Origin of the sequence: Pseudomonas sp. BIGb0176, assembly GCF_024810175.1 — a bacterium.
Lineage (GTDB): Bacteria > Pseudomonadota > Gammaproteobacteria > Pseudomonadales > Pseudomonadaceae > Aquipseudomonas > Aquipseudomonas protegens.
This window is the reverse complement of the sequence record NZ_JANUEC010000001.1, coordinates 1,923,852-1,944,956: the sequence shown is the minus strand read 5'-3', so window position 1 is coordinate 1,944,956 and position 21,105 is coordinate 1,923,852. Positions and strand designations below refer to the sequence as shown.

The window sequence follows — 21,105 nt, the reverse complement described above, 5'->3', positions numbered from 1 at the left end:
GTAAATCCCTTCACAGTGACCCGCTGAACACCCGGGTCACGCTGCCGGCCAGGCGCACCTTGCCCTGGCCGTCCCAGCTCACCGTCACCGGCCCGCCATCGCACAGCACCCGCACCGGGCTGTCCAGCAGGCCGCGGCGGATGCCGTTGACTGCCGCTGCGCAGGAGCAGGAGCCGGAACCCAGGGGGATGGCGCCATTGCGCTCCCAGATGCGCAGACGGATGGTCTGGCGGTCGATCACCTGAATGAAATGCACATTGGTCTTGTGCGGAAACAGCGGGTCGCTCTCGATCTGTGGGCCCAGCGTGGCAATGTCCAGCTGTTCCAGATCGTCGACGAAAAAACTGCAATGGGGGTTGCCCATGCTGCACGCCGCCGGTGTTCCCGGCAGTGGCAGGTGCAGGCTGTCCAGCTCTCGGGCCAGGGGGATGGCCTGCCAGTCGAACGAAGGCAGGCCCATTTCCACGGACACCGACCGATCCTCAAGGCGCAGGCATTGCTGCAGGCCGCGGGCGGTTTTCACCTGCACCGAGGTGACGCCGCTTTCCTGCATCAGCAGGTCGGCGGCGCCCCGGGTGGCACTGCCGCAGGTGTCCAGGCTGGAACCATCGGCGTTGAAGAAGGTCAGTTGCGCCGCGCTGTCGCTGCAATCGCCGAGCACCACCAACTGATTGAAACCGATGCCACGCCGGCGGTCCCCCAGGGCCCTGGCCAGCTCGCGGGTGATCGGGTTGGTGCGGCCACGGGCATCGATCAGCACGAAGTCGTCACCATTGGCGTGCATCTTCACAAAGTTCAGGGGCATTCGGGCTCCAACAGGCGAGGGCAGGGAAGGGCGGGGGGCAGCGCATGCAGGATTCCGAAAAAAAGCCACCGACGCCAGCGCCTTAAAATAAAATTCATCCTGCAAGCCCGGGCATTGCCTGGGCGGCGGGATTTTCCGGCACACTGCCGGACCACCGGGAATATCGCCGACCGCCGCAACAGCGGCCGGCACAGCACAAGGTCATGGCATGGATCACTACGCCCCGCGCAACTGGCAGCCCCACGAAAAGCCCAGCTTGCCCGGCTCCCCCTCGACCCCGTTGCACCCTACCCACAAGCGCCTGGCCTACGCGCTGGTGGGCTTGCTGGTGGCCATCACCGGTGGCCTGGGCAACTCGTTGGTGATCGCCAACCTGCCGTACCTGCAGGGGGCGCTGGGGGCGACCACCGCGGAAATGGCCTGGCTGCCGGCCGCCTACGTGATGACCAACGTGTCGATGAACCTGTTGCTGGTGAAGTTTCGCCAGCAGTTCGGCCTGCGCGCCTTCACCGAAGTGTTCCTGGTGCTCTACGCCCTGGTGACCTTCGGCCACCTGTTCGTCAACGACCTGAGCTCGGCCATCGCCGTGCGCGCGGCCCACGGCATGGTCGGCGCGGCGCTGAGCTCCCTGGGCCTGTACTACATGGTCCAGGCCTTCCCGGCGAAGTGGCGGCTCAAGGCCCTGGTGCTGGGGCTGGGCGCCTCGCAACTGGCCTTGCCCCTGGCCCGGCTGTTTTCCGAGGACCTGCTGCAGATCGCCGAATGGCGCGGCCTGTACCTGTTCGAACTGGGCCTGGCGCTGACCTCCCTGGGCTGCGTGTTCATGCTCAAGCTGCCGCCGGGGGACCGCTTCCGTACCTTCGAGAAGCTCGATTTCCTGACCTTTGCCCTATTGGCCACTGGCGTGGCCCTGCTGTGCGCGGTGCTGTCCCTGGGGCGCATCGACTGGTGGCTGGAGGCGCCGTGGATCGGCTACGCCAGCGCCGCCTCGATCCTGCTGATCATGGCCGGGCTGTGCATCGAACATAACCGCAGCAACCCGATGCTGATGACCCGCTGGCTGGGCAGCGGGGCGATAATCCGCCTGGCCCTGGCAGTGATACTGATTCGCATGGTGCTGTCGGAACAGTCCACCGGCGCCGTAGGCTTTCTCCAGGCGCTGAACATGAGCAGCCAGCAGATGCGCATGCTCTACGGGGTGATGCTGCTGGGCAGCATTGCCGGGCTGGCCACCAGCGCCCTGACCATCAACCCGGCGCACCTGCTGATGCCACTGGTCATTTCCCTGGCGCTGATGGCCCTTGGGTCGGTAATGGACAGCTTTTCGAGCAACCTCACGCGCCCGGCCAACATGTACTTCAGCCAGTTCCTGCTGGCCTTCGGCGGTACGTTCTTTCTTGGCCCGACCATGGTCCTGGGCACCCGCAACGTGCTGACCAACCCGCGCAACCTGGTGAGCTTCTCGGTGCTGTTCGGCATCTGCCAGAACCTTGGCGGGCTGATCGGCTCGGCCCTGCTCGGGACCTTCCAGATCGTGCGCGAGAAGTACCATTCCAGCCATATCGTCGAGCAGTTGACCCTGCTCGATCCCCAGGTCCTGGCCCGGGTACAGAGCGGCGGGGCGGCCTACGGCAAGGTCATCGCCGACCCGGACCTGCGCACCCTGCAAGGCATACGCAGCCTGGCCACCGCGGCCACGCGCGAAGCCAACGTACTGGCCTATAACGATGTATTCATGCTGATCGCGGTGATTGCGGTACTGACCATGATCTGGATATTCATTCGCAGCCTGTGGCTGATGAGCACGACCCAAGCGATCGCGCCCGCCGCCCCGGCTCCCGTTCAACAAAGTGGTGCCTCTTCTTCATGAGCGAAACCGTCAACCCCACCACCAACGCCATTGCCTCGACTCCCGAGCCCAGCGGCCCGCCGACCATGCCGGCCACCGAGCCACGGCCGCTGGCGGTGCGCATCATCTCGTCCCTGGGCTTTGCCGCCATCGCCATCGTTGGTGTGCTGATCGTGCTCTACGCCTGGCAACTGCCACCGTTCTCCAGCGCCATCGAAAGCACCGAGAACGCCCTGGTGCGGGGGCAGGTGACCATCATCGGCCCGCAGCTCAGTGGCTACGTGTTCGAGGTGCCGGTGCAGGACTTCCAGCAGGTCAAGGCCGGCGACCTGCTGGTGCGCCTTGACGACCGCATCTACCAGCAGCGCCTGGACCAGTCCCTGGCGCAACTGGCGGTGCAGAAGGCGGCCCTGGCCAATGCCCTGCAACAGCGCAACAGCGCCGAAGCCACCATCAAGCTGCGCCAGGCGGCCCTGGCCGACAGCCAGGCCCAGGCGCGCAAGAGCGCAGCCGACCTGCAACGCAACGAAGCACTGATTGCCGACGGCTCGGTGTCCCGGCGTGAACTGGACGTGACCCGCGCGGCCAATGCCCAGACCGTGGCCGCCGTGGCCCAGGCCCAGGCGCAACTGGAAATAGCCCGCCAGGACCTGCAGACCGTGATCGTCAACCGCGGCTCCCTGGAAGCGGCGGTGGCCAGCGCCGAAGCCGCGGTGGAACTGGCGCGGATCGACCTGTCCAACACCCGCATCCTCGCCCCGCGGGACGGCCAGCTGGGGCAGATCGGCGTGCGCCTGGGGGCCTACGTCAACTCCGGCGCCCAGCTCATGGCCCTGGTGCCAAACCAGCTGTGGGTGATTGCCAACATGAAGGAAACCCAAATGGACAACGTCCGGGTCGGGCAGCCGGTGAGCTTTACCGTGGACGCCCTGAACCACCGCAAATTCACCGGCAAGGTGCAGCGGATCTCCCCGGCCACCGGTTCCGAGTTCGCCTTGCTGCAGGCCGACAATGCCACCGGTAACTTCGTCAAGATTGCCCAGCGGGTGCCGGTGCGGATCACCGTCGACCCGGACCAGCCGGAGCTTGAACGCCTGCGCCCGGGGTTGTCGGTGGTGGTCAGCATTGATACCAGCCAATAGCCGACACAGCACCTCACGTAGGAGCCGGCTTGCCGGCGAAGAGGCCGGCAAGATTTGCACCGATGCTGCAAACGCTTTCGCTGGCAAGCCAGCGCCTACAAGGGCTGGGTTTTCCCAAGGCTCGATGCTTTGCGTAGGAGCCGGCTTGCCGGCGAAGCGGTCCGCAAGACTTGCGCCGATGTTGCGGGCGCTTTCGTTGGCAAGCCAGCGCCTACAAGGGCTGGGTTTTCCCAAGGCTCGATGCTTTGCGTAGGAGCCGGCTTGCCGGCGAAGCGGTCCGTAAGATTTGCAGCGATGCTGCCGACGCTTTCGCTGGCAAGCCAGCTCCTACAGGCTGAGGTTTAGACCGCCTGCATCGGCGGCAAGGTGCCCAGCAACGAGACCGCCGCCACTGCGGCCACTCCCAGCAGCCATTCCACCTGCACGCTGTTGCGCAGGCTGGCAAGGCGCTGGTCGCAACCGCGGATTCGCAGGCGGTTGAACAGCGCCAGCCCCAGCATCCCCGCCACCAGCAGCACCTTGATCAGCAGGATCAGGGCAAAACCATTGAACAATGGAGTCGGCCACCATTGCCCGGTGAGCACCCGCACGTTGATCAGGCCGGTTAGCAGCAAGCCGGTTACCAGCCCATAACCCACGCCGCTGAAGCGCTTTAACAAGGGCTCGACAGACAGCCCAGCGGGTTGCCGCAACACCAGCAACAACACCAGCAAGCCCCCCAACCAGATGGCGACGCAGCTTAAATGCACGATCTGATTGAGGATCAGCAACTGCCCCGCCAACCCATCGAGCATGGCACCGTGGCCCACCGGAGCCAGGGTTGCCAGGAGCAGGGCACCCAGCCCCAGTTGCAGTGGCAGGCGCGGGCCCAGCGGGGTCAGCAGCAGGCCCAGCAACAGCAGGTTGAGCGACAGGTGCCAGCTCCACACCTGGCCGAAGAAGGTCTTGCCCAGCACCAATTGCACGGTTGTCGGGTCCAGCGCCGCCGACCAGGAGCCGGCCATGCTGGCGGTGATCAGCAGCAGCCAGCACAGGCCGCTGCCCAGGCCGATCAGCGTCAACCAGCGGCTGAGCCGATCGAGCTGTCGATGCACGGCGCCATGGCCGCTCTGCGCGGAATCTCGGCCCAGCAACAGCGGGCGAAACACCCAGGCGCCCACCAGGGTGAGCACCACCGCAAAGTGCACGAAGCGGCACAGCACCAGCCATGACGCCATGGATTACTGGCTCACCTTGAAGCTGTAGCTGCCTTCGCTCTTGTGGGTATCCACCGACACGGCGTGCCATTGCACCTTGTACTCGCCGGCGCGCAGCGGCGTGGCGGCCGGGGTGACCACCAGGGTCTTCTTGTCCGCGCCTTCGGTGGCGACGCTTTTGACCTCCACCGGGGCGCCGTCCTTGCTCAGCTTGACCTGGGTGAAGGCCGCTTCCACGCCTTCGGTGAATACAAGACGCAGCTCGCTGGGCGCGCTGACACTGCCTTGGGCCGCCGGGGTCGAGCTTTTCAGGTGGGCGTGGGCGAACACTGAACTGGCGGCCAGCAGGGAGGACAGCAGGGCGGTGGTGGTGAAGAGGTTTTTCAGGGACATGGCAGGTTTACCTTTAAAGAGAATGGGGCTCATTGGTCTTGCAACTGCATGTGAATGATCGGAAACGGCCGGCCTTCACCGTCGGTTTCCGAACGACCGCAGTCGACGAAGCCGTAGCGACGGTAGAAACCATGGGCCTGGGGGTTCTGTTCATTGACGTCGACCTTGAGGCCGGGACGGCGTACGTGATCCAGGAGCTTTCGACCGATGCCCTGGCCCCGTTGGGCCGGTTCGATGAACAGCATTTGTACCGTGTCGTCGCTGGTGGCGATAAAACCACCGGGGCTGGCGTCGGGGTTCTCCCAGACCCAGGCCTCAAGGGCCGGCAGGTAGCTGTCGCGTACCAGCGGGTACAGGCGCTGGATATCGTCTTCAGCGATAAAGTCATGGGTGGCGCGGACCGAACGCTCCCAGAGCGCGGTCAGCAGGGCGTCGTCCGCAGCGACGCGAGGGCGAATCTTCATGAGCATGTTCCATCGGTAACAGGACAGATGGCCGGCGATGGTGCAGGGCCGGCATTCGGGCAGAGACCTGTATGCCCGTGTCGCGAATTAACGCCTGGACGGAGCACCGCAGTGGCTGCTGCAAATGAGCGGGAGGCCGATCCTACCCAATATGGCCGGGTGGTGAAAGACCGACGCAGGCCGGCGATGTCGCAGGCTTGACACCTCCCCGCAGCGGGCGGGCGGATGCTAGTCTTGCCCCAGACTGTTTTCGTAGGAGCCCACATGGGCAATCACAAGATCGAGATTCGTCGCAGCAACGTGGAAAAGATCCTCCTGGGTGCCGAGAAAATCTTCGCTGAAAAAGGCTATGCCGGCACCGCCATGGCCGACATCGCCGAAGAAGTGCAACTGCCGCGCTCCAACCTGCATTACTACTTCAGCACCAAGAACGAGCTGTACAGCGCCGTGCTCATGGACCTGCTGGACGTGTGGAAGCAGGACGCCCTGTGCTTCGAGATGTTCGACGACCCGCGCGTGGTGCTCAGCAGCTACATCCGCGCCAAGATGCAGCATTCGCGCAGCCGGCCTTATGGCTCCAAGGTCTGGGCCAACGAAATCATCCATGGCGCGCCGACCCTGGGCGAGGCATTGGATGCCAGCCTGTACGACTGGGCGAAGATGAAGGAAGCGAAGATCCGCCAATGGGTCGAGGACGGGCGGATCCTGCCGGTGGAGCCGTCGAGCCTGCTGTACATGATCTGGGCCTCGACCCAGCATTACGCTGACTTCGATCATCAAGTGATGATCCTCAACGACCATCAACCTTTATCGGATTTGCAATTTGAACGGGCGGTGCAGACCGTCACCAGCGTCATCCTGCGCGGCATCGGCCTGGAACCCTGAACCTGCATCGCCGCTTCCCGTAGGAGCTGGCTTGCCAGCGAAGGGGCCCGCAAGACCGCCTTCGCCGGCAAGCCGGCTCCTACAGAACCTCCCGCGATATTCCTGCCAGCCGTAGGAGCTGGCTGCCAGCGAAGAGGCCCGCAAGACCACCTTCGCCGGCAAGCCGGCTCCTACAGAACCTCCCGCGATATTTCTGCCAGCCGTAGGAGCTGGCTTGCCAGCGAAGAGGCCCGCAAGACCACCTTCGCCGGCAAGAGCAGGCCTCTCTCTCAAACAGCTTCGCGGTAGGGGTTGCGCGGGTCGTGCAGCCAGTCGAGGAACGGTTTGCCCGTGTCCTGGGGCACCATCTCGATGCAGTCCTGCACCGGGCAGGTGATCTGGCACAGGTTGCAGCCCACGCATTCGTCGTCGATCACTTCATATACATGGCTGCCGTCGGCTTGCCGGAGGCTGGCAATCGCCTGGTGCGAGGTGTCTTCGCAGGCGATATGGCAGCGGCCGCAGCCAATGCAGGCCTGCTGGTCGATCCTGGCGATCACCTGGTAGTTGATGTCCAGGTACTTCCAGTCGGTGGTGTTGCCCACCGCGCGCCCGGAGAAGTCCTGCAGGCTGCGATAGCCCTGGCTGTCCATCCACCGCGACAGCCCATCCTTCATTTCCTCGACGATGCGAAAGCCATGCAGCATCGCCGCCGTGCACACCTGCACGGCGCCGCAGCCCAGGGCCACGAACTCGGCGGCGTCGCGCCAGTTGCCAATGCCGCCGATGCCGCAGATCGGCAGGCCGCGGGTCTGCGGATCGCGGGCAATTTCCGCGACCATGTTCAGGGCGATCGGCTTGACCGCCGAGCCGCAATAACCGCCGTGGGTGCTCTGGCTGCCCACCATCGGGTGGGCCACCATGCGCTCCAGGTCGACGCTGGTGATGGAGTTGATGGTGTTGATCAGCGACACCGCGTCCGCCCCGCCACGATGGGCGGCGCGGGCGGCCATGCGAATGTCGGTGATGTTCGGCGTCAGCTTGACGATCACCGGCAGCGAGCAGTAGGTCTTGCACCAGCGGGTCACCTGCTCGACATACTCCGGCACCTGGCCCACCGCCGCGCCCATGCCCCGTTCCGGCATGCCATGGGGGCAACCGAAGTTCAGTTCGATGCCGTCGCAACCGGTGGCTTCCACCAGGGGCAGGATGGCTTTCCACGACTCTTCGACACAGGGCACCATCAGCGACACGATCAAGGCGCGGTCCGGCCAGTCCTTCTTCACCTGGGTGATTTCCTTGAGGTTGATCTCCAGGGAGCGGTCGGTGATCAGCTCGATGTTGTTGATCCCCATGACCTCGCGGTTGGGCCCGAAGTGCGCGGAGTAGCGCGACGACACGTTGACCGCCGCCGGGTCTTCACCCAGGGTTTTCCAGACCACGCCGCCCCAGCCGGCCTCGAACGCGCGGACCACGTTGTAGGCCTTGTCGGTGGGCGGCGCGGAGGCCAGCCAGAACGGGTTGGGGGCTTTGATACCGGCGAAGACAATCGACAGATCGGCCATTTACGCAGCCTCCACATTGAGCATGAGTTGGGCATGCATGGCCTCTGCGGCCAGCTTGCCGTGTTGCACCGCCTGCACGGTGAGGTCCTGGCCGAGGCTGACGCAGTCGCCGCCGGCATAGACTCCGGGAATGCTGGTGCGCAGGTGTTCGTCCACCTGGATACGTTCGCCGCTGCGTTGCAGCTCCCGGGCCAGCGGGTCGCTCAGGGCTGTAGCGTCGAAGCTCTGGCCGATGGCCTTGAAGATCGCATCGGCGGCCAGCTCGAAGGTTTCGCCGGTGTTCTGCAAACGTCCCTCCAGCATTCGGGTGCGAGCGAAGCGCATGCCGCGTACCCGGCCCCGGTCATCCAGCAGCACTTCTTGCGGTGCGGCCCAGGTCAGCAGGCGCACCTGATTGGCCTTGGCGATGTCCTGCTCGTGCCCGGTGGCACCCATGTCCTCGACGCCCCGGCGGTACACCAGATTGACGTCGCGGGCGCCGAGGCGGGCCATTTGCACCGCCATGTCGATGGCGGTATTGCCAGCGCCGAGAACGATGCAGCGCTCGGCCAGGGGCAGTTGGCTGAGGTCGTCGGCCTGGCGCAATTCGCGAATGTAGTCGGTGGCGGCCAGCAGTCCGGGGGCGTCTTCATGCTCCAGCCCCAGTTGCTTGCTGGCGGCCAGCCCGAGGCCGAGGAACACCGCGTCGAACTGCTGGTGCAGCTCGGTCAGGCTCAGGTTGGCGCCCAGCTTGTGCCCGTGGCGAATCTCGATGCCGCCAACGCCCAGTAGAAACTCCAGCTCCTGCTGGGCGAAGTCATCCACCAGCTTGTACTTGGCGATCCCGTATTCGTTGAGGCCGCCAGCCTTGTCCCGGGCTTCGAAAATCACCACCTCATGGCCGTGCAGGGCGCAGCGGTGGGCGCAGGACAAGCCCGCCGGGCCGGCGCCGACCACGGCAATGCGCTTGCCGGTGGGCGCGGCGCGCTGGAACGGGTGCTGGGTGAAGTGCGCGTTGTCCAGGGCGTAGCGCTGCAACAGGCCGATCAGCACCGGCGCGCATTCCTGGGCGTTGTTGCGCACGCAGGCCTGCTGGCAGAGGATTTCCGTGGGGCAGACCCGGGCGCAACTGCCGCCGAGGATATTGGCCGAGAGAATCTTCTGCGCCGCGCCCTGGACGTTGTCAGTGTGGATATTGCGGATGAACGAAGGAATGTCGATCTCGCTGGGGCAGGCGTTGACGCAGGGCGCGTCGTAGCAGTACAGGCAGCGCGAAGCTTCAAGATGGGCCTGGCGGGCGTTGAGCGGTGGCGCCAGGTCGCTGAAGTGGCCGGCCAGGGTGGCGCCGTCCTGGGTCGGGTGGGGCAAGTGGTTCAAGGTCTTGATCACGGTATTGGCCTCACGGTTTTTTTTAGCGGCTGCCTCTGATGGGCATGTTTTCCAACTCCACGTAGGAGCCGGCTTGCCGGCAAACGGGGCCTTGGGCCTGGTGGTGCCCTTGAGGACGCCTTCGCTGGCAAGCCAGCTCCTACACAAGCCAGCTCCTGCGATGGGGGAGGAGTGGGGTCAGCGTTTCACCGCGGTCGGCTTGTGCCGCTCGGCGCGCTTGCTCAAGAGGTCGAACACCGCCGGGTAGGCCGGGCGTTCGATGTAGCGCCCGGCGCCGCGCTCGGCCCGCAGGTCGCCGTCGGCCCACACCAGCTTGCCCTGGCTGATGGTGTGGCTGGGCACGCCGCGCACGGTCTTGCCTTCGAAGATGTTGAAGTCCACTTGCTGGTGGTGGGTCTTGGCAGAGATGGTGCGGCTGCCTTGTGGGTCCCAGAGCACCAGGTCGGCGTCGGCGCCGACGCGGATCGCGCCCTTGCGCGGGTAGAGGTTGAAGATCTTCGCGGTGTTGGTGGAGGTCAGGGCGACGAATTCCTGCATCGACAGGCGCCCGCTGTTCACCCCTTCATCCCACAGCACCGCCATGCGGTCCTCGATGCCGGCGGTGCCGTTGGGGATCTTGCTGAAGTCGTCGCGGCCGGCGGCTTTCTGTTCGGCGCAGAAGCAGCAGTGGTCGGTGGCGGTGGTGTGCAGGTTGCCCGATTGCAGGCCGCGCCACAGGGCCTCCTGATGGCCACGGGGGCGGAAGGGCGGGCTCATCACGTAGCCGGCGGCGGTTTGCCAATCCGGATCGCGGTACACGCTGTCGTCCAGCAGCAGGTGCCCGGCCAGCACTTCACCGTAGACCGGCTGGCCCTTGCCCCGGGCGTAGCTGATTTCGTCCAGGGCTTCCTGGGTCGAGACGTGCACCAGGTACAGCGGTGTGCCCAGGGTTTCGGCGATGCGGATCGCCCGGCTGGCGGCTTCGCCTTCCACTTGCGAAGGCCGCGACAGCGGATGGGCTTCCGGGCCGGTGATGCCTTGGGCGAGCAGCTTGCGTTGCAGGTGATACACCAGCTCGCCGTTTTCCGCATGCACCGTGGGCACCGCGCCCAGTTCCAGGCAGCGCTCGAAGCTGGCCACCAGGGTGTCGTCGGCGGCCATGATGGCGTTCTTGTAGGCCATGAAGTGCTTGAAACTGTTGATGCCGTGGTGCTGCACCAGCTCGGCCATTTCCTCGCGCACCTGCTCGCTCCACCAGGTGATGGCCACGTGGAAGCCGTAGTCGCTGGCGGATTTTTCCGCCCAGCCGCGCCACTGCTGGAAGGCTTCCAGCAACGACTGCTGGGGGTTGGGAATCACGAAGTCGATGATCGAGGTGGTGCCCCCCGCCAGGCCCGCCGCCGTGCCGCTGAAAAAGTCTTCGCTGGCCACGGTGCCCATGAAGGGCAGTTGCATGTGGGTATGGGGGTCGATGCCGCCGGGCATCAAGTATTGGCCGCTGCCATCGAGCACTTCGCAACCGACGGGAATATCCAGATTGTTGCCGATGGCGCGAATTAGACCGTCTGCGCAGAGCACATCGGCTTTATAACTTTCATCATGGGTAATAACGGTGGCGCCACGGATCAACAGAGACATTCCGAGTTCCTCGCAGGCATGACCGACTGCTGTCGGTTCTAACTTTTTTATTGAACGCACTGATAACTTAAACAATCCTGTCATCGGTGACAGGATTAGAAGCTAGTCGCACTTCAAAGAAACATCAAGAATATTTTTTATAAGCTTATATTCAATATAACTTGTTGAAATATAACGATTAAAAGTTCAAATCTGCAAAATGGTGCAGCCTCTCACCATTTTGACGCACTTGACAGGATCAAAAAATAGTCGAGATTTCCTATGTCAAATCAGCTGCTTGAGGAGGCGCTGGGAAGGCCGGGAAATAACTAGGAAAATAACCGTGCACTGCTTTGGGTCCTGATCGAATGGACAACTTGCCAAACACCCGGCCTGAGTGGATTGGCAACTAACCAGGGGCTTGAAAGTTGCTTGCATAAAACCCAATGACATCAGTTGTTTACATGGATTCCGCCAGCCGTGCAGCAACGACCGCGCAAGTACTTGGCATCTTTATTGAGTGCCGCCGCAGGTCGATGTGCCGGAGGGTGGAAGTCGTAAGTTCTCCGGCCATCGTCCGGCGCGCTGTCCCTTGGTGCGCCGGCCTGATGAGCAAAATAATCAGAACAACAGTGGAGCGGCCATGCAACAGATCAGATCCCAGGTGACCGAGCGCGCCGGCTTGTACGAGCTGGACGCCGGCAGCGACGTACTCGACAGCCCCCGTTACAACCACGACATCGCACCGACCAAGGTCCAGGAACGCACCTGGAACAAATGGCACATCACCGCACTGTGGATCGGCATGTCGATCTGCGTGCCCACCTACACCCTGGGCGGGGTGCTCACCGCCTACTTCGGCCTCAGTGTCGGCGAGGCGCTGCTGGCGATCCTGCTGGCCAATATCGTGGTGCTGGTGCCCCTGACCCTCAACGCCTTTGCCGGCACCAAGTACGGCATTCCGTTCCCAGTGCTGCTGCGCTCCTCGTTCGGCATCATCGGCTCCAACGTGCCGTGCCTGATCCGCGCCCTGGTGGCCTGCGGCTGGTTCGGCATCCAGACCATGTTCGGCGGGCTGGCGATCCACCTGTTCCTGGGCTCGATCTTCGAGGGCTGGAAGGCCCTGGGCGGCACCGGCGAGGTGATCGGCTTCATGATTTTCTGGACCCTCAACCTGTGGGTGGTGCTGCGCGGCGCCGAGTCGATCAAGTGGCTGGAAACCCTGTCCGCGCCGCTGCTGGTGGCGGTGGGCATCGGCCTGCTGGTATGGGCCTTGCCCAGCGTGTCGCTGACTGAGCTGTTGGCGATCCCGCCCAAGCGTCCCGAGGGCGCCAGTGTCACCGGTTACTTCATGGCCGGGCTCACGGCGATGGTGGGTTTCTGGGCCACCTTGTCGCTGAACATTCCCGACTTCAGCCGCTACGCGAAAAGCCAGAAGGACCAGATCCTCGGACAGATCTTCGGCCTGCCGCTGACCATGTTCCTGTTCGCCGCCCTGGGGGTGGTGATGACCGCCGCCTCGGTGAAACTGGTGGGGGTCACGGTGTCCGACCCGGTGAGCCTGATCGGCCACATCCAGAGCCCGGGCTGGGTGGCCCTGGCCATGGCGCTGATCATCATCGCCACCTTGTCCACCAACACTGCGGCCAACATCGTCTCGCCCACCAACGACTTCCAGAACCTGGCGCCCAAGCTGATCGGCCGCACCACCGCGGTGATCCTCACCGGCCTGGTGGGGCTGGCGCTGATGGGCCACGAGTTGCTGAAAAAACTCGGCCTGCTGATTTCCGATGTCAGCCTGGAGACCGTGTATTCCAACTGGCTACTGGGTTACTCCAGCCTGCTGGGGCCGATTGCCGGGATCATGGTGGTGGACTACTTCATCATCAAGAAACAGCGCCTGGACCTGGCCGGCCTGTACCGCGACGATGTCTACCCGGCGTGGAACTGGCACGGTTTCATCGCCTTCGGCGTACCGGTGGCCCTGACCCTGATGTCCCTGGGCAGCAGCGCCTTCAACTGGTTCTACAGCTACGGCTGGTTCACCGGCTCGGCCCTGGGCGGGATGATCTACTACGGCCTGTGCAGCCTGCGCAGCCCCCAGGTGGCCACCGCCAAGACCCCAACATGAACACCCAACCAGCGTGCTCGCGGGCACCACCCCCGTCCCGTAGGAGCTGGCTTGCCAGCGAAGGCGTCGGCACGGGCGATGCACCTCTTGCGGGCTCCTTCGCCGGCAAGCGGTACGCCGCCCGGCCGGCTCCTACCGATTGTTGCTAGGCCGTTATCCCGGGCGATTGCGCCACGCATCCCCCGACAAAATTAGAAGAAACGCCTGAGGAGATCACCATGAACGCTGCCGTCGAGGTTCTGCAATCCAGCCATCAGCACATCAACCGCGACCGCCTGTGGCAGTCGCTCATGGCGCTGGCCAAGCTCGGCGCCACGGTCAAGGGCGGGGTCTGTCGCCTGGCCCTGACCGACCTCGACCGCCAGGCCCGCGACCTGTTCGTGAAGTGGTGCGAGGAGGCCGGTTGCACCGTCACAGTGGACGGCATCGGCAACATCTTCGCCCGCCGCCCCGGGCGCAATCCGCACCTGCCGCCGGTGATGACCGGCAGCCATATCGACACCCAGCCTACCGGCGGCAAGTTCGACGGCTGTTTCGGCGTATTGGCCGGGCTGGAAGTGCTGCGCACCCTCAACGACCTCAAGCTGGAAACCGAAGCGCCCCTGGAAGTGGTGGTGTGGACCAACGAAGAGGGCTCGCGTTTTCCGCCGTGCATGATGGGCTCCGGGGTGTTCGCCGAAAAATTCACCCTGCAAGACACCCTGGCCAAGACCGACGTCGATGGCATCAGCGTCGGCGAGGCCCTGAACGCCATCGGCTACGCCGGCACGCGCCCGGTCAGCGGGCATCCGGTGGGCGCCTATTTCGAGGCGCACATCGAGCAAGGCCCGATCCTGGAAGATGAGCGCAAGACCATAGGCGTGGTGCTCGGTGCCCTGGGGCAGAAGTGGTTCGACCTCAAGCTGCGGGGTGTCGAAGCCCACGCCGGCCCGACCCCGATGCACCTGCGCAAGGATGCCCTGGTGGGCGCCGCCGCCGTGGTCGCGGCGGTCAACCGCGCGGCCCTCGGTCACCAGCCTCACGCCTGCGGCACCGTCGGCTGCCTGCAGGCCTACCCGGGCTCGCGCAACGTGATTCCGGGCGAGGTGCGCATGACCCTGGACTTCCGCCACCTGGAGCCGGCGCGCCTGGATTCGATGATTGCCGAAGTGCGCCAGGTGATCGACAACACTTGCGAAGAACACGGCCTGAGCTACGAACTGACCCCCACCGCGGACTTCCCGCCGCTGTACTTCGACCCGGTGTGCGTCGATGCGGTGCGCGGCGCCGCGCAGGGTTTGGGGTTGTCCCACATGGACATCGTCAGCGGTGCCGGGCATGACGCGATCTTCGTCGCCGAGCTGGGCCCGGCGGGGATGATCTTCGTGCCTTGCGAAGATGGCATCAGCCACAACGAAATCGAGAATGCCGACCCCGACGACCTCGCCGCCGGCTGCGCGGTGCTGCTGCGCGCCATGCTCGCCGCCTCCCAGGCCATCGCCCAGCGCCAAGCGTAGGAGCCGGCTTGCCGGCGAAGAGGCCCGCCAGATGTGCACCGCCCATGCCGACGCCTTCGCTGGCAAGCCAGCTCCTACAGGGGGCTTGTGGTGTTTCCACGAATCTGCCCACACCACCATTCCCGTAGGAGCCGGCTTGCCGGCGAAGAGGCCCGCCAGATGTGCATCGCCGGTGCCGACGCCTTCGCTGGCAAGCCAGCTCCTACAGGGGGCTTGTGGTGTTTCCACGAATCCGCCCACACCGTCATTCTCGTAGGAGCCGGCTTGCCGGCGAAGAGGCCCGCAAGACATGTATCGCCCGTGCCGGCGCCTTCGCTGGCAAGCCAGCTCCTGCAAGGGGCCTCATGGTGGGCTTTGCCTGGCGTACACTGGCGAACTTTTCCCATGGGATGCCGAATATGCACAGGATGGTGCTCTGTCTGGCCTTGGCTCTGAGCCTGGGCGGTTGTATCGATTACAAATGGGGCCACGACTGGAAGGCCGACAGTCCGGGCGGCTGGCAAGACGCAAGCGTTGTCGGTTTCGACAAAGGCACGGCGTTCCAACTGGCCTGCGGGGGCAGCCCACTCTATGTGAACGTGGAGACCCACGCCTCCCATCAACTTTTATCGCTGTTCTTCATCCCGTTGTTTTCCGCGTCGGACGATGACGGCCATGTATGGATCAGGGCCAGTCACCCCAGCCTGATGGCATGTGCTTCGCCTGCGCAAAACCCTCTGCTGCTGAAGCTGGACAACCGGCCCATTCAGGCAGTTGGCTTCTCGCGGCGTAGCGGCGAAGGCCTGTGCATCATCGACCTGGGCCCGCGCGAGTTGCAGGGCGAACAGCTGTCGATCGAGGTCAACCAGGCCTTGCTGCCCTGCGCAGTGGCGCCGATGACCCTGAAAAAGGACAGTTTCTTCTGCCTGCGGGCTACAAAGTTCGGCGGTTCGACACCGTGCGGTCGGTAGCCAAGAAGCAAGGCCCTGCGTACCGAACGCGGCCCGACCTTTCGCAGCCTCGCGGGCTCGGCAGCGGCTACAGGGTCTGTGGTGAGCTGGGTTTTTGTAGCCGCTGCCGCAGGCTGCGCACGCCCGGCACGGGCGTAGGGGGCAGGGCCGAGATAGAGCTGCCAGCCGAACCTAAGCTAATTCCTAAAAAGTATTTATTTTAGATTTGTTAGATCGATTAGCTTTTAGCGACTTTCCTGTCTCCCAGAAGGTTCGCCCCCATGCGCCTGCCCTTTGCTTTGCGTCGTAGCTTGTCGATCACCGCCCTGGCCGGCCTGGCGCTGGGCATGGCCCTCAATGCCCAGGCCGATACCGACCTGCGCATCGGCTACCAGAAATCCTCGACCCTGCTGGCCTTGCTCAAGGCCCAGGGCACCCTGGAAAAACAGCTGGCGGGGCAGGGCGTCAACATCACCTGGCACGAGTTCACCAGTGGCCTGCCGTTGGCGGAATCGCTGAACGTGGGCAATGTCGACATCAGCGCCGATGTCGCCGACACGGTGCCGGTCTTCGCCCAGGCCGCTGGGGCCAAGCTGACCTATTTCGCCACTGAAACCCCGTCGCCCGCCGCTCAGTCCATCGTCATTCCCAAGGATTCGCCGCTCAAGTCCCTGGCTGACCTCAAGGGCAAGCGCATCGCCGTAACCAAGGCTGCTGGTAGCCATTACCTGCTGATCGCCGCCTTGCGCGAAGCGGGCTTGAGCTTTGCCGATATCCAACCGGTGTACCTGACCCCGGCCGATGGCCGCGCGGCGCTGGAAACCGCCAAGGTCGATGCCTGGGTCACCTGGGAACCCTTTGTCGCCAGCGCCCAGCGCCAGCAGGGCGCGCGGGTGCTGCACGACGGCCAGGGGCTGGCCAGTTATCGCCGTTACTACCTGGCTTCCAACGACTACGCCAAGGCCCATCCCGAGGTGCTGAAGCAAGTGTTCGCCGAGCTGCAGAAGACCGGCACCTGGGTCAAGGCGCACCCGGCCGAGGCGGCAAAACTGCTGGGCCCGCTGTGGGGCAACCTGGATGTGCCGACGGTGGAACTGGCCAACAGCCGCCGCACCTACAAGGTAGAAGCGGTCAAGCCCGACGCCCTGGGCGAGCAGCAGAAAATCGCCGATGCCTTCTACCAGGAAAAGCTGTTGCCCAAGCCAGTGGATGCCCGGGCCGTGCAGTTGTGGAGCCCCAAATCCTTGTAGTGGGTCGTTAGGTCGCTTTCGCTTGTAGGAGCCGGCTTGCCGGCGAACAGGCCCCCCTTTTTCTTGTTCACCGCCGGTTACGCCATCCCGCGCCCGGCGTCAGGAGTTCCCGTGTCTGCCGTTCACCCCCAAGAGGCCTTTGCCGTCCCTGCCTCGTCCAGCCCGCCTGCGGTTAACGCCGACGTGGTGCTGGAATTGCGCCACCTGACCAAGCACTACGCCCGCCGCCGTGGCCAGTCCGCTCCGCCTGCGGTTGAGCAGGTCAGCCTCAAGGTGCGCCGTGGCGAAGTGCTGTGCCTGATGGGCACCTCCGGCAGCGGCAAGTCCACCTTGCTGCGCCATATCAACCGGTTGATCGAGCCCAGCAGCGGCGAGGTGCTGATCGACGGTTCGGCCATCAGCCAGCTTTCGGCCAGGGAACTGCGCACCCTGCGTTCGCGGCGCATCGGCATGGTGTTCCAGCACTTCGGCCTGCTGCCCCATCGCAGCGTGCGCGACAACGTCGCCTTGCCCCTGGAACTGCGCGGCGAGCCTGAGGCCCTGCGCCATGCCGCAGCCGACGTGCAACTGCAGGCCATGGGCCTGGAAGGCTGGGGCGAGCACTATCCCCATGAGCTGTCCGGCGGCATGCAGCAGCGGGTCGGCCTGGCCCGGGCCCTGGTCAGCGAGCCGGACATCCTGCTGATGGACGAACCCTTCAGCGCCCTGGACCCGACCATCCGCCGCGACCTGCAAAGCCACTTTCTGCAGGTGGTGCGCGAGCGCGGTATCACCACCTTGCTGGTGACCCACGACCCGGCGGAAGCCCTGCGCCTGGCGGACCGCATCGCCGTGCTGCGCCACGGCCAGCTGATTCAGGTCGGCACGCCCGAGGAATTGCTGAAGCAGCCGGCGGATGCCGAAGTGGCGGACTTCTTCCAGGAACACGGCGCCCGCAGCGCCACGCCGGTGGCGACGATTGCCCCGCGCAAGAGCGCGACGACCCCGGCGCCGGTCAGCCCCGGACTGTCCTTTGCCCAGGCCCTGCTGCTGGGGCCCGCCGCCCTGGCCGCCAGCGGTCGCGGTGGCCTGTACTGGCTGGGCTTCGCCCTGGAACTGGGGGCGGCCGCAGCCTTGGGGCAAGGGCTGGCCACGGCCAGTTTCGCCTGGGCCGCCCTGGCGCTCATCGGCTTGCTGCTCAGCCGCCTGTTGAGCCTGGCCCTGGCCCGCCGCCCCAGCCGCCTGGGGCGTTCGGACTGGCGTCTGCCGTGGCTGGTGTTGCTGCTGTCCCAGGCCCTGGTGCTGTGGCGGGTGTTGGCCACCGATGCCTCTGGCCCCTGGCTGCAATTTCCCGCCGACCGGCAAGTGCTGCTGGGCACCGCCGCGGCCATCGATCAACTGATTGCCTGGTCCCAGGTGACGTTCGAAAGCACCTTCGTCGGCGTGATAGTCGCCGTGCGCACGGTGATCGAAAGCATCGAAAGCCTGCTGGGCTGGTTGCCCTGGCCGGTGCCGGCCCTGGCCCTGGTGCTGCTGGCCTGGCGCAGCGCCGGCGCCGCCCTGGCCCTGACCAGTGCCGCGGCCTTGCTCTACATCGGCCTGTTCGGTTTCTGGGAACGGACCATCGCCACCCTGGCCCTGGTGGGCTCCTCGGTGCTGATCTCGCTGTTGATCGGCGTACCCGCCGGCATCCTCCTGGCCAAGCGCGCCCTGGCCCGGCGCCTGATCACTCCGCTCCTGGACGTGATGCAGACCTTGCCCACCTTCGTGTACCTGATCCCGGCGGTGGCGTTCTTCTCGGTGGGCAAGACCCCGGCGGTGATCGCCACGGTGATCTTCGCCCTGGCGCCGATGATCCGCCTCACCGCCCTGGGGATTCAGGAAGTGCCCAAGACCGCCGTCGAAGCGGCCCTGGCCCACGGCGCCACGCCGTGGCAGATCCTGACCAAGGTCGAACTGCCCCTGGCTGCGGGCTCCTTGCTGCTGGGGATCAACCAGACCCTGGTGATGAGCCTGTCGATGGTGGTAGTGGCGGCGCTGATCGGCGCCGGTGGCCTGGGCTACGACGTGATGACCGCGCTGCGCAACATCAAGGGCGGTGAGGGTATGTTGGCCGGCGCCGCGATCGTGTTCTGCGCGCTGATTCCCGACCGCATCATTCAAGCGACCCTGCGCCAGCGGGATCGCACATTGCATCAATCATGAGGTGTCCCTTGAACAAGTCGTTTACCCGTACCCTTGGCGCTGCCGCGCTGCTGTTGGGGTTGTCCCTGCCGGTGCTGGCCAAGGACAAGATCGTCATTGGCGAGCAGAACTGGACCGGCGCCATCGCCATCCAGAACATCCTTGGCGAAGTGATCAAGAGCCGCCTCGACGGCGAGGTTTCCTACCTCGCCGGTGACGTGCCGGTGCTGTTCGCTGCCGCCGCCAAGGGCGATGGCTCGGTGGACGTGCTGACCGATATCTGGCTGCCCAACCAGTCCGCCGCCTGGGCCAAATACGTCACCGGCGGCACCCGCTCCCTGGTGCCCAACAAGCAGCCGTACCTGGGGGTGCAGGGCTTCTACATCCCCGGCTACCTGCAAGACAAATACGGCGTGAAGTCGGTCTACGACCTGCAAAAGCCCGAGGTGGCGAAACTCTTCGAACCCCTGGGCGGCGGCAAGGCGCAACTGCTGGTGGGCCCGGCGGGTTGGGAATCGACCTACATCGGCGAGATCAAGGCCAAGGATTTCGGCTTTGCCGAAAAATTCGAATCGGTGTCCACCGAAGCCTCGGTGACCTACGCCAAGCTCGCCGCGGCCTACAAGGCCCAACGCGGCGTGGTGTTCTACGCCTACACCCCGGACTGGATCTTCTCCGCCTTCGACCTGCGCCGCCTGGATGAACCGGCGTTCGACGGCTACGCCCAGGACAACAAGAAGGGCGACCCGCTGTACAAGGCCGACGGCTGCTGGAAATTCATCAGCCCCACGGTGGATGCCGACTGGCTGAGCAAGAGCAAGATCACTTGCGCCTACCCGGATGCCCGGGTGTATGTCCTGGCGTCCACCGCCCTGCAAAAACGCACACCGCGAATTGCCGCGTTCCTGGAGAACTTCAGCATCGAACCTCAGGCCCTGAACGACCTGATTCTCAAGATCGAAAAGGAACAGCAACCGGCGGCGCAGGCGGCCAAGGAATGGGTCGCGGCCCATCCGCAGATCGTTGATGGCTGGCTGGGTGCCAGCGGCGAGAAAGTGGGAGTGGCGCAATGAGTGGGGCGCCGGTGAACAGCCTCGAACAGGCGACCTTCGGCGCCGGGTGTTTCTGGGGGGCGGAAGCCGCGTTCCGGGCGCTGCCGGGGGTCGTGGACAGCCGCGTCGGCTACGCCGTGGAAGCGGCGGACGAAGCCTTGCAGATTGAAGTGGTGCAGGTGGATTTCGACCCGCAGGTGCTGGCGTATACCCGCCTGATTGAACACTTCTGGGATCTGCATGATCCGACCTCGGTGGATCGCCAGGGCGAGCATGGCGGTGTGAAATATCGCTCGGCGATCTTCCACACCAACGCCGCGCAAGCCGAACAGGCGAGGGCGGCCAAGACCGCCCTGCAAGACTCCGGACGCCTCAACAAACCCGTGGCCACGGTGATCGTGCCCCTGGGTCGCTTCGACCTGGCGGATGAAGCGCACCAGCGTTACCTGGAGAAGAACGGCCTGAGCAGTTGCCATATCTGATCGTTTGCAGGTACGCAGGCTTTTGTAGGGGCTGGCCAGGTCGCTCAAGGGGGCTTCGGTGTCGAGGTAGAACACCGGGTGTTCGGTGTGGTGGGTGTGGTTGGGTTTTGATAGGGGACATATCCGTTGCTGCGGGTGTGGCCACTTATGGTTTCGCCCTTACGGCGAGTCCCTTTTTACAAACGCCTAAAAAGGAACCAAAAACGCTTGCCCCTCCATGGGCCCCTCGCTAAGGCTCGGGGTTCCCTCACTTCGGCATTGCTCCGGGGGCCGCCGCCAACCGGCCATCCCTGGCCGGGTGGCGGCTAGCTCGGCATCCCTGCCGAGCTGCCCCCTACGCAACGCCTACGCTCGGCCGGC

17 protein-coding genes are annotated in these 21,105 nt (G+C 64.7%); 10 read left to right on the top strand and 7 right to left on the bottom strand.

All coding sequences use genetic code 11. The features are described from left to right. Nucleotides 1-10: 10 nt before the first annotated feature. Nucleotides 11-805, bottom strand: coding sequence for a diaminopimelate epimerase (gene dapF, locus M2395_RS08260; protein WP_053150941.1), 795 nt, complete (start codon nt 803-805; stop codon nt 11-13). Nucleotides 806-1,013: 208 nt separating this feature from the next. On the opposite strand from dapF, the gene M2395_RS08255 reads away from it, so the two are divergent. Beyond that, nucleotides 1,014-2,675, top strand: a complete 1,662-nt coding sequence (locus tag M2395_RS08255) for an MFS transporter (protein ID WP_123430949.1) — start codon at nt 1,014-1,016, stop codon at nt 2,673-2,675. Then, nucleotides 2,672-3,796, top strand: coding sequence for an HlyD family secretion protein (locus M2395_RS08250; protein ID WP_019094312.1), 1,125 nt, complete (start codon nt 2,672-2,674; stop codon nt 3,794-3,796). Before M2395_RS08255 ends, M2395_RS08250 begins: the two co-directional genes overlap by 4 nt. A 341-nt stretch (nt 3,797-4,137) precedes the next feature. Here the strand turns inward: M2395_RS08250 and copD are convergent, their stop codons facing one another. From copD to M2395_RS08235, 3 genes are read right to left on the bottom strand one after another with little or no spacing between them, the layout of a single operon-like run. Beyond that, on the bottom strand, nt 4,138-5,013 hold the full coding sequence (copD, locus tag M2395_RS08245) for a copper homeostasis membrane protein CopD (protein ID WP_077933931.1): 876 nt from the start codon (nt 5,011-5,013) through the stop codon (nt 4,138-4,140). A 3-nt stretch (nt 5,014-5,016) separates the two neighbouring features. Further along, nucleotides 5,017-5,385 carry a copper homeostasis periplasmic binding protein CopC gene (copC, locus tag M2395_RS08240; RefSeq protein WP_077933932.1) on the bottom strand — a complete coding sequence of 123 codons (369 nt, stop codon included), beginning with the start codon at nt 5,383-5,385 and terminating at the stop codon, nt 5,017-5,019. A gap of 29 nt (nt 5,386-5,414) precedes the next feature. Next, the gene (locus tag M2395_RS08235; protein ID WP_011060840.1) at nt 5,415-5,849 is read right to left on the bottom strand and encodes a GNAT family N-acetyltransferase; all 435 of its coding nucleotides are present in this window, start codon (nt 5,847-5,849) and stop codon (nt 5,415-5,417) included. Nucleotides 5,850-6,113: 264 nt separating this feature from the next. Here M2395_RS08235 and M2395_RS08230 point away from each other — a divergent pair, with 264 nt between their 5' ends. Beyond that, nucleotides 6,114-6,734, top strand: coding sequence for a TetR/AcrR family transcriptional regulator (locus M2395_RS08230; RefSeq protein WP_077933933.1), 621 nt, complete (start codon nt 6,114-6,116; stop codon nt 6,732-6,734). 269 nt (nt 6,735-7,003) lie between these two features. On the opposite strand, the gene preA is transcribed toward M2395_RS08230, so the two are convergent. From preA to hydA, 3 genes are all read right to left on the bottom strand, one after another. After that, complete coding sequence (gene preA, locus M2395_RS08225; protein WP_123430948.1) at nt 7,004-8,278, bottom strand: NAD-dependent dihydropyrimidine dehydrogenase subunit PreA; 1,275 nt, start codon at nt 8,276-8,278, stop codon at nt 7,004-7,006. Further along, nucleotides 8,279-9,646: an NAD(P)-dependent oxidoreductase gene (locus M2395_RS08220; RefSeq protein WP_123430947.1), complete on the bottom strand. Its 1,368-nt coding sequence runs from the start codon at nt 9,644-9,646 to the stop codon at nt 8,279-8,281. It abuts the gene before it with no gap. Nucleotides 9,647-9,823: 177 nt separating this feature from the next. After that, complete coding sequence (hydA, locus tag M2395_RS08215; RefSeq protein WP_053150960.1) at nt 9,824-11,263, bottom strand: dihydropyrimidinase; 1,440 nt, start codon at nt 11,261-11,263, stop codon at nt 9,824-9,826. Nucleotides 11,264-11,885: 622 nt separating this feature from the next. Here hydA and M2395_RS08210 point away from each other — a divergent pair. From M2395_RS08210 to msrA, 7 genes are all read left to right on the top strand, one after another. After that, complete coding sequence (locus tag M2395_RS08210) at nt 11,886-13,373, top strand: NCS1 family nucleobase:cation symporter-1 (RefSeq protein ID WP_123430946.1); 1,488 nt, start codon at nt 11,886-11,888, stop codon at nt 13,371-13,373. Between the two features lie 218 nt (nt 13,374-13,591). Continuing rightward, nucleotides 13,592-14,869: a Zn-dependent hydrolase gene (locus tag M2395_RS08205; RefSeq protein WP_123430945.1), complete on the top strand. Its 1,278-nt coding sequence runs from the start codon at nt 13,592-13,594 to the stop codon at nt 14,867-14,869. A 344-nt stretch (nt 14,870-15,213) separates the two neighbouring features. Continuing rightward, nucleotides 15,214-15,819, top strand: coding sequence for a hypothetical protein (locus tag M2395_RS08200; RefSeq protein ID WP_227454082.1), 606 nt, complete (start codon nt 15,214-15,216; stop codon nt 15,817-15,819). A gap of 260 nt (nt 15,820-16,079) precedes the next feature. Beyond that, entirely contained in the window at nt 16,080-17,048 is a 969-nt protein-coding gene (locus M2395_RS08195) for an aliphatic sulfonate ABC transporter substrate-binding protein (RefSeq protein WP_123430944.1), read from the top strand. Nucleotides 17,049-17,159: 111 nt separating this feature from the next. Then, nucleotides 17,160-19,232 (top strand): ATP-binding cassette domain-containing protein, encoded by a 2,073-nt coding sequence (locus M2395_RS08190; RefSeq protein ID WP_123430943.1) that lies wholly within the window; start codon nt 17,160-17,162, stop codon nt 19,230-19,232. Beyond that, nucleotides 19,229-20,284, top strand: a complete 1,056-nt coding sequence (locus tag M2395_RS08185; protein ID WP_123430942.1) for a glycine betaine ABC transporter substrate-binding protein — start codon at nt 19,229-19,231, stop codon at nt 20,282-20,284. Before M2395_RS08190 ends, M2395_RS08185 begins: the two co-directional genes overlap by 4 nt. Then, a complete protein-coding gene (gene msrA / locus M2395_RS08180; RefSeq protein ID WP_217438425.1) occupies nt 20,281-20,745 on the top strand; it encodes a peptide-methionine (S)-S-oxide reductase MsrA in 465 nt (154 codons plus the stop codon). Before M2395_RS08185 ends, msrA begins: the two co-directional genes overlap by 4 nt. Nucleotides 20,746-21,105: the final 360 nt, after the last annotated feature.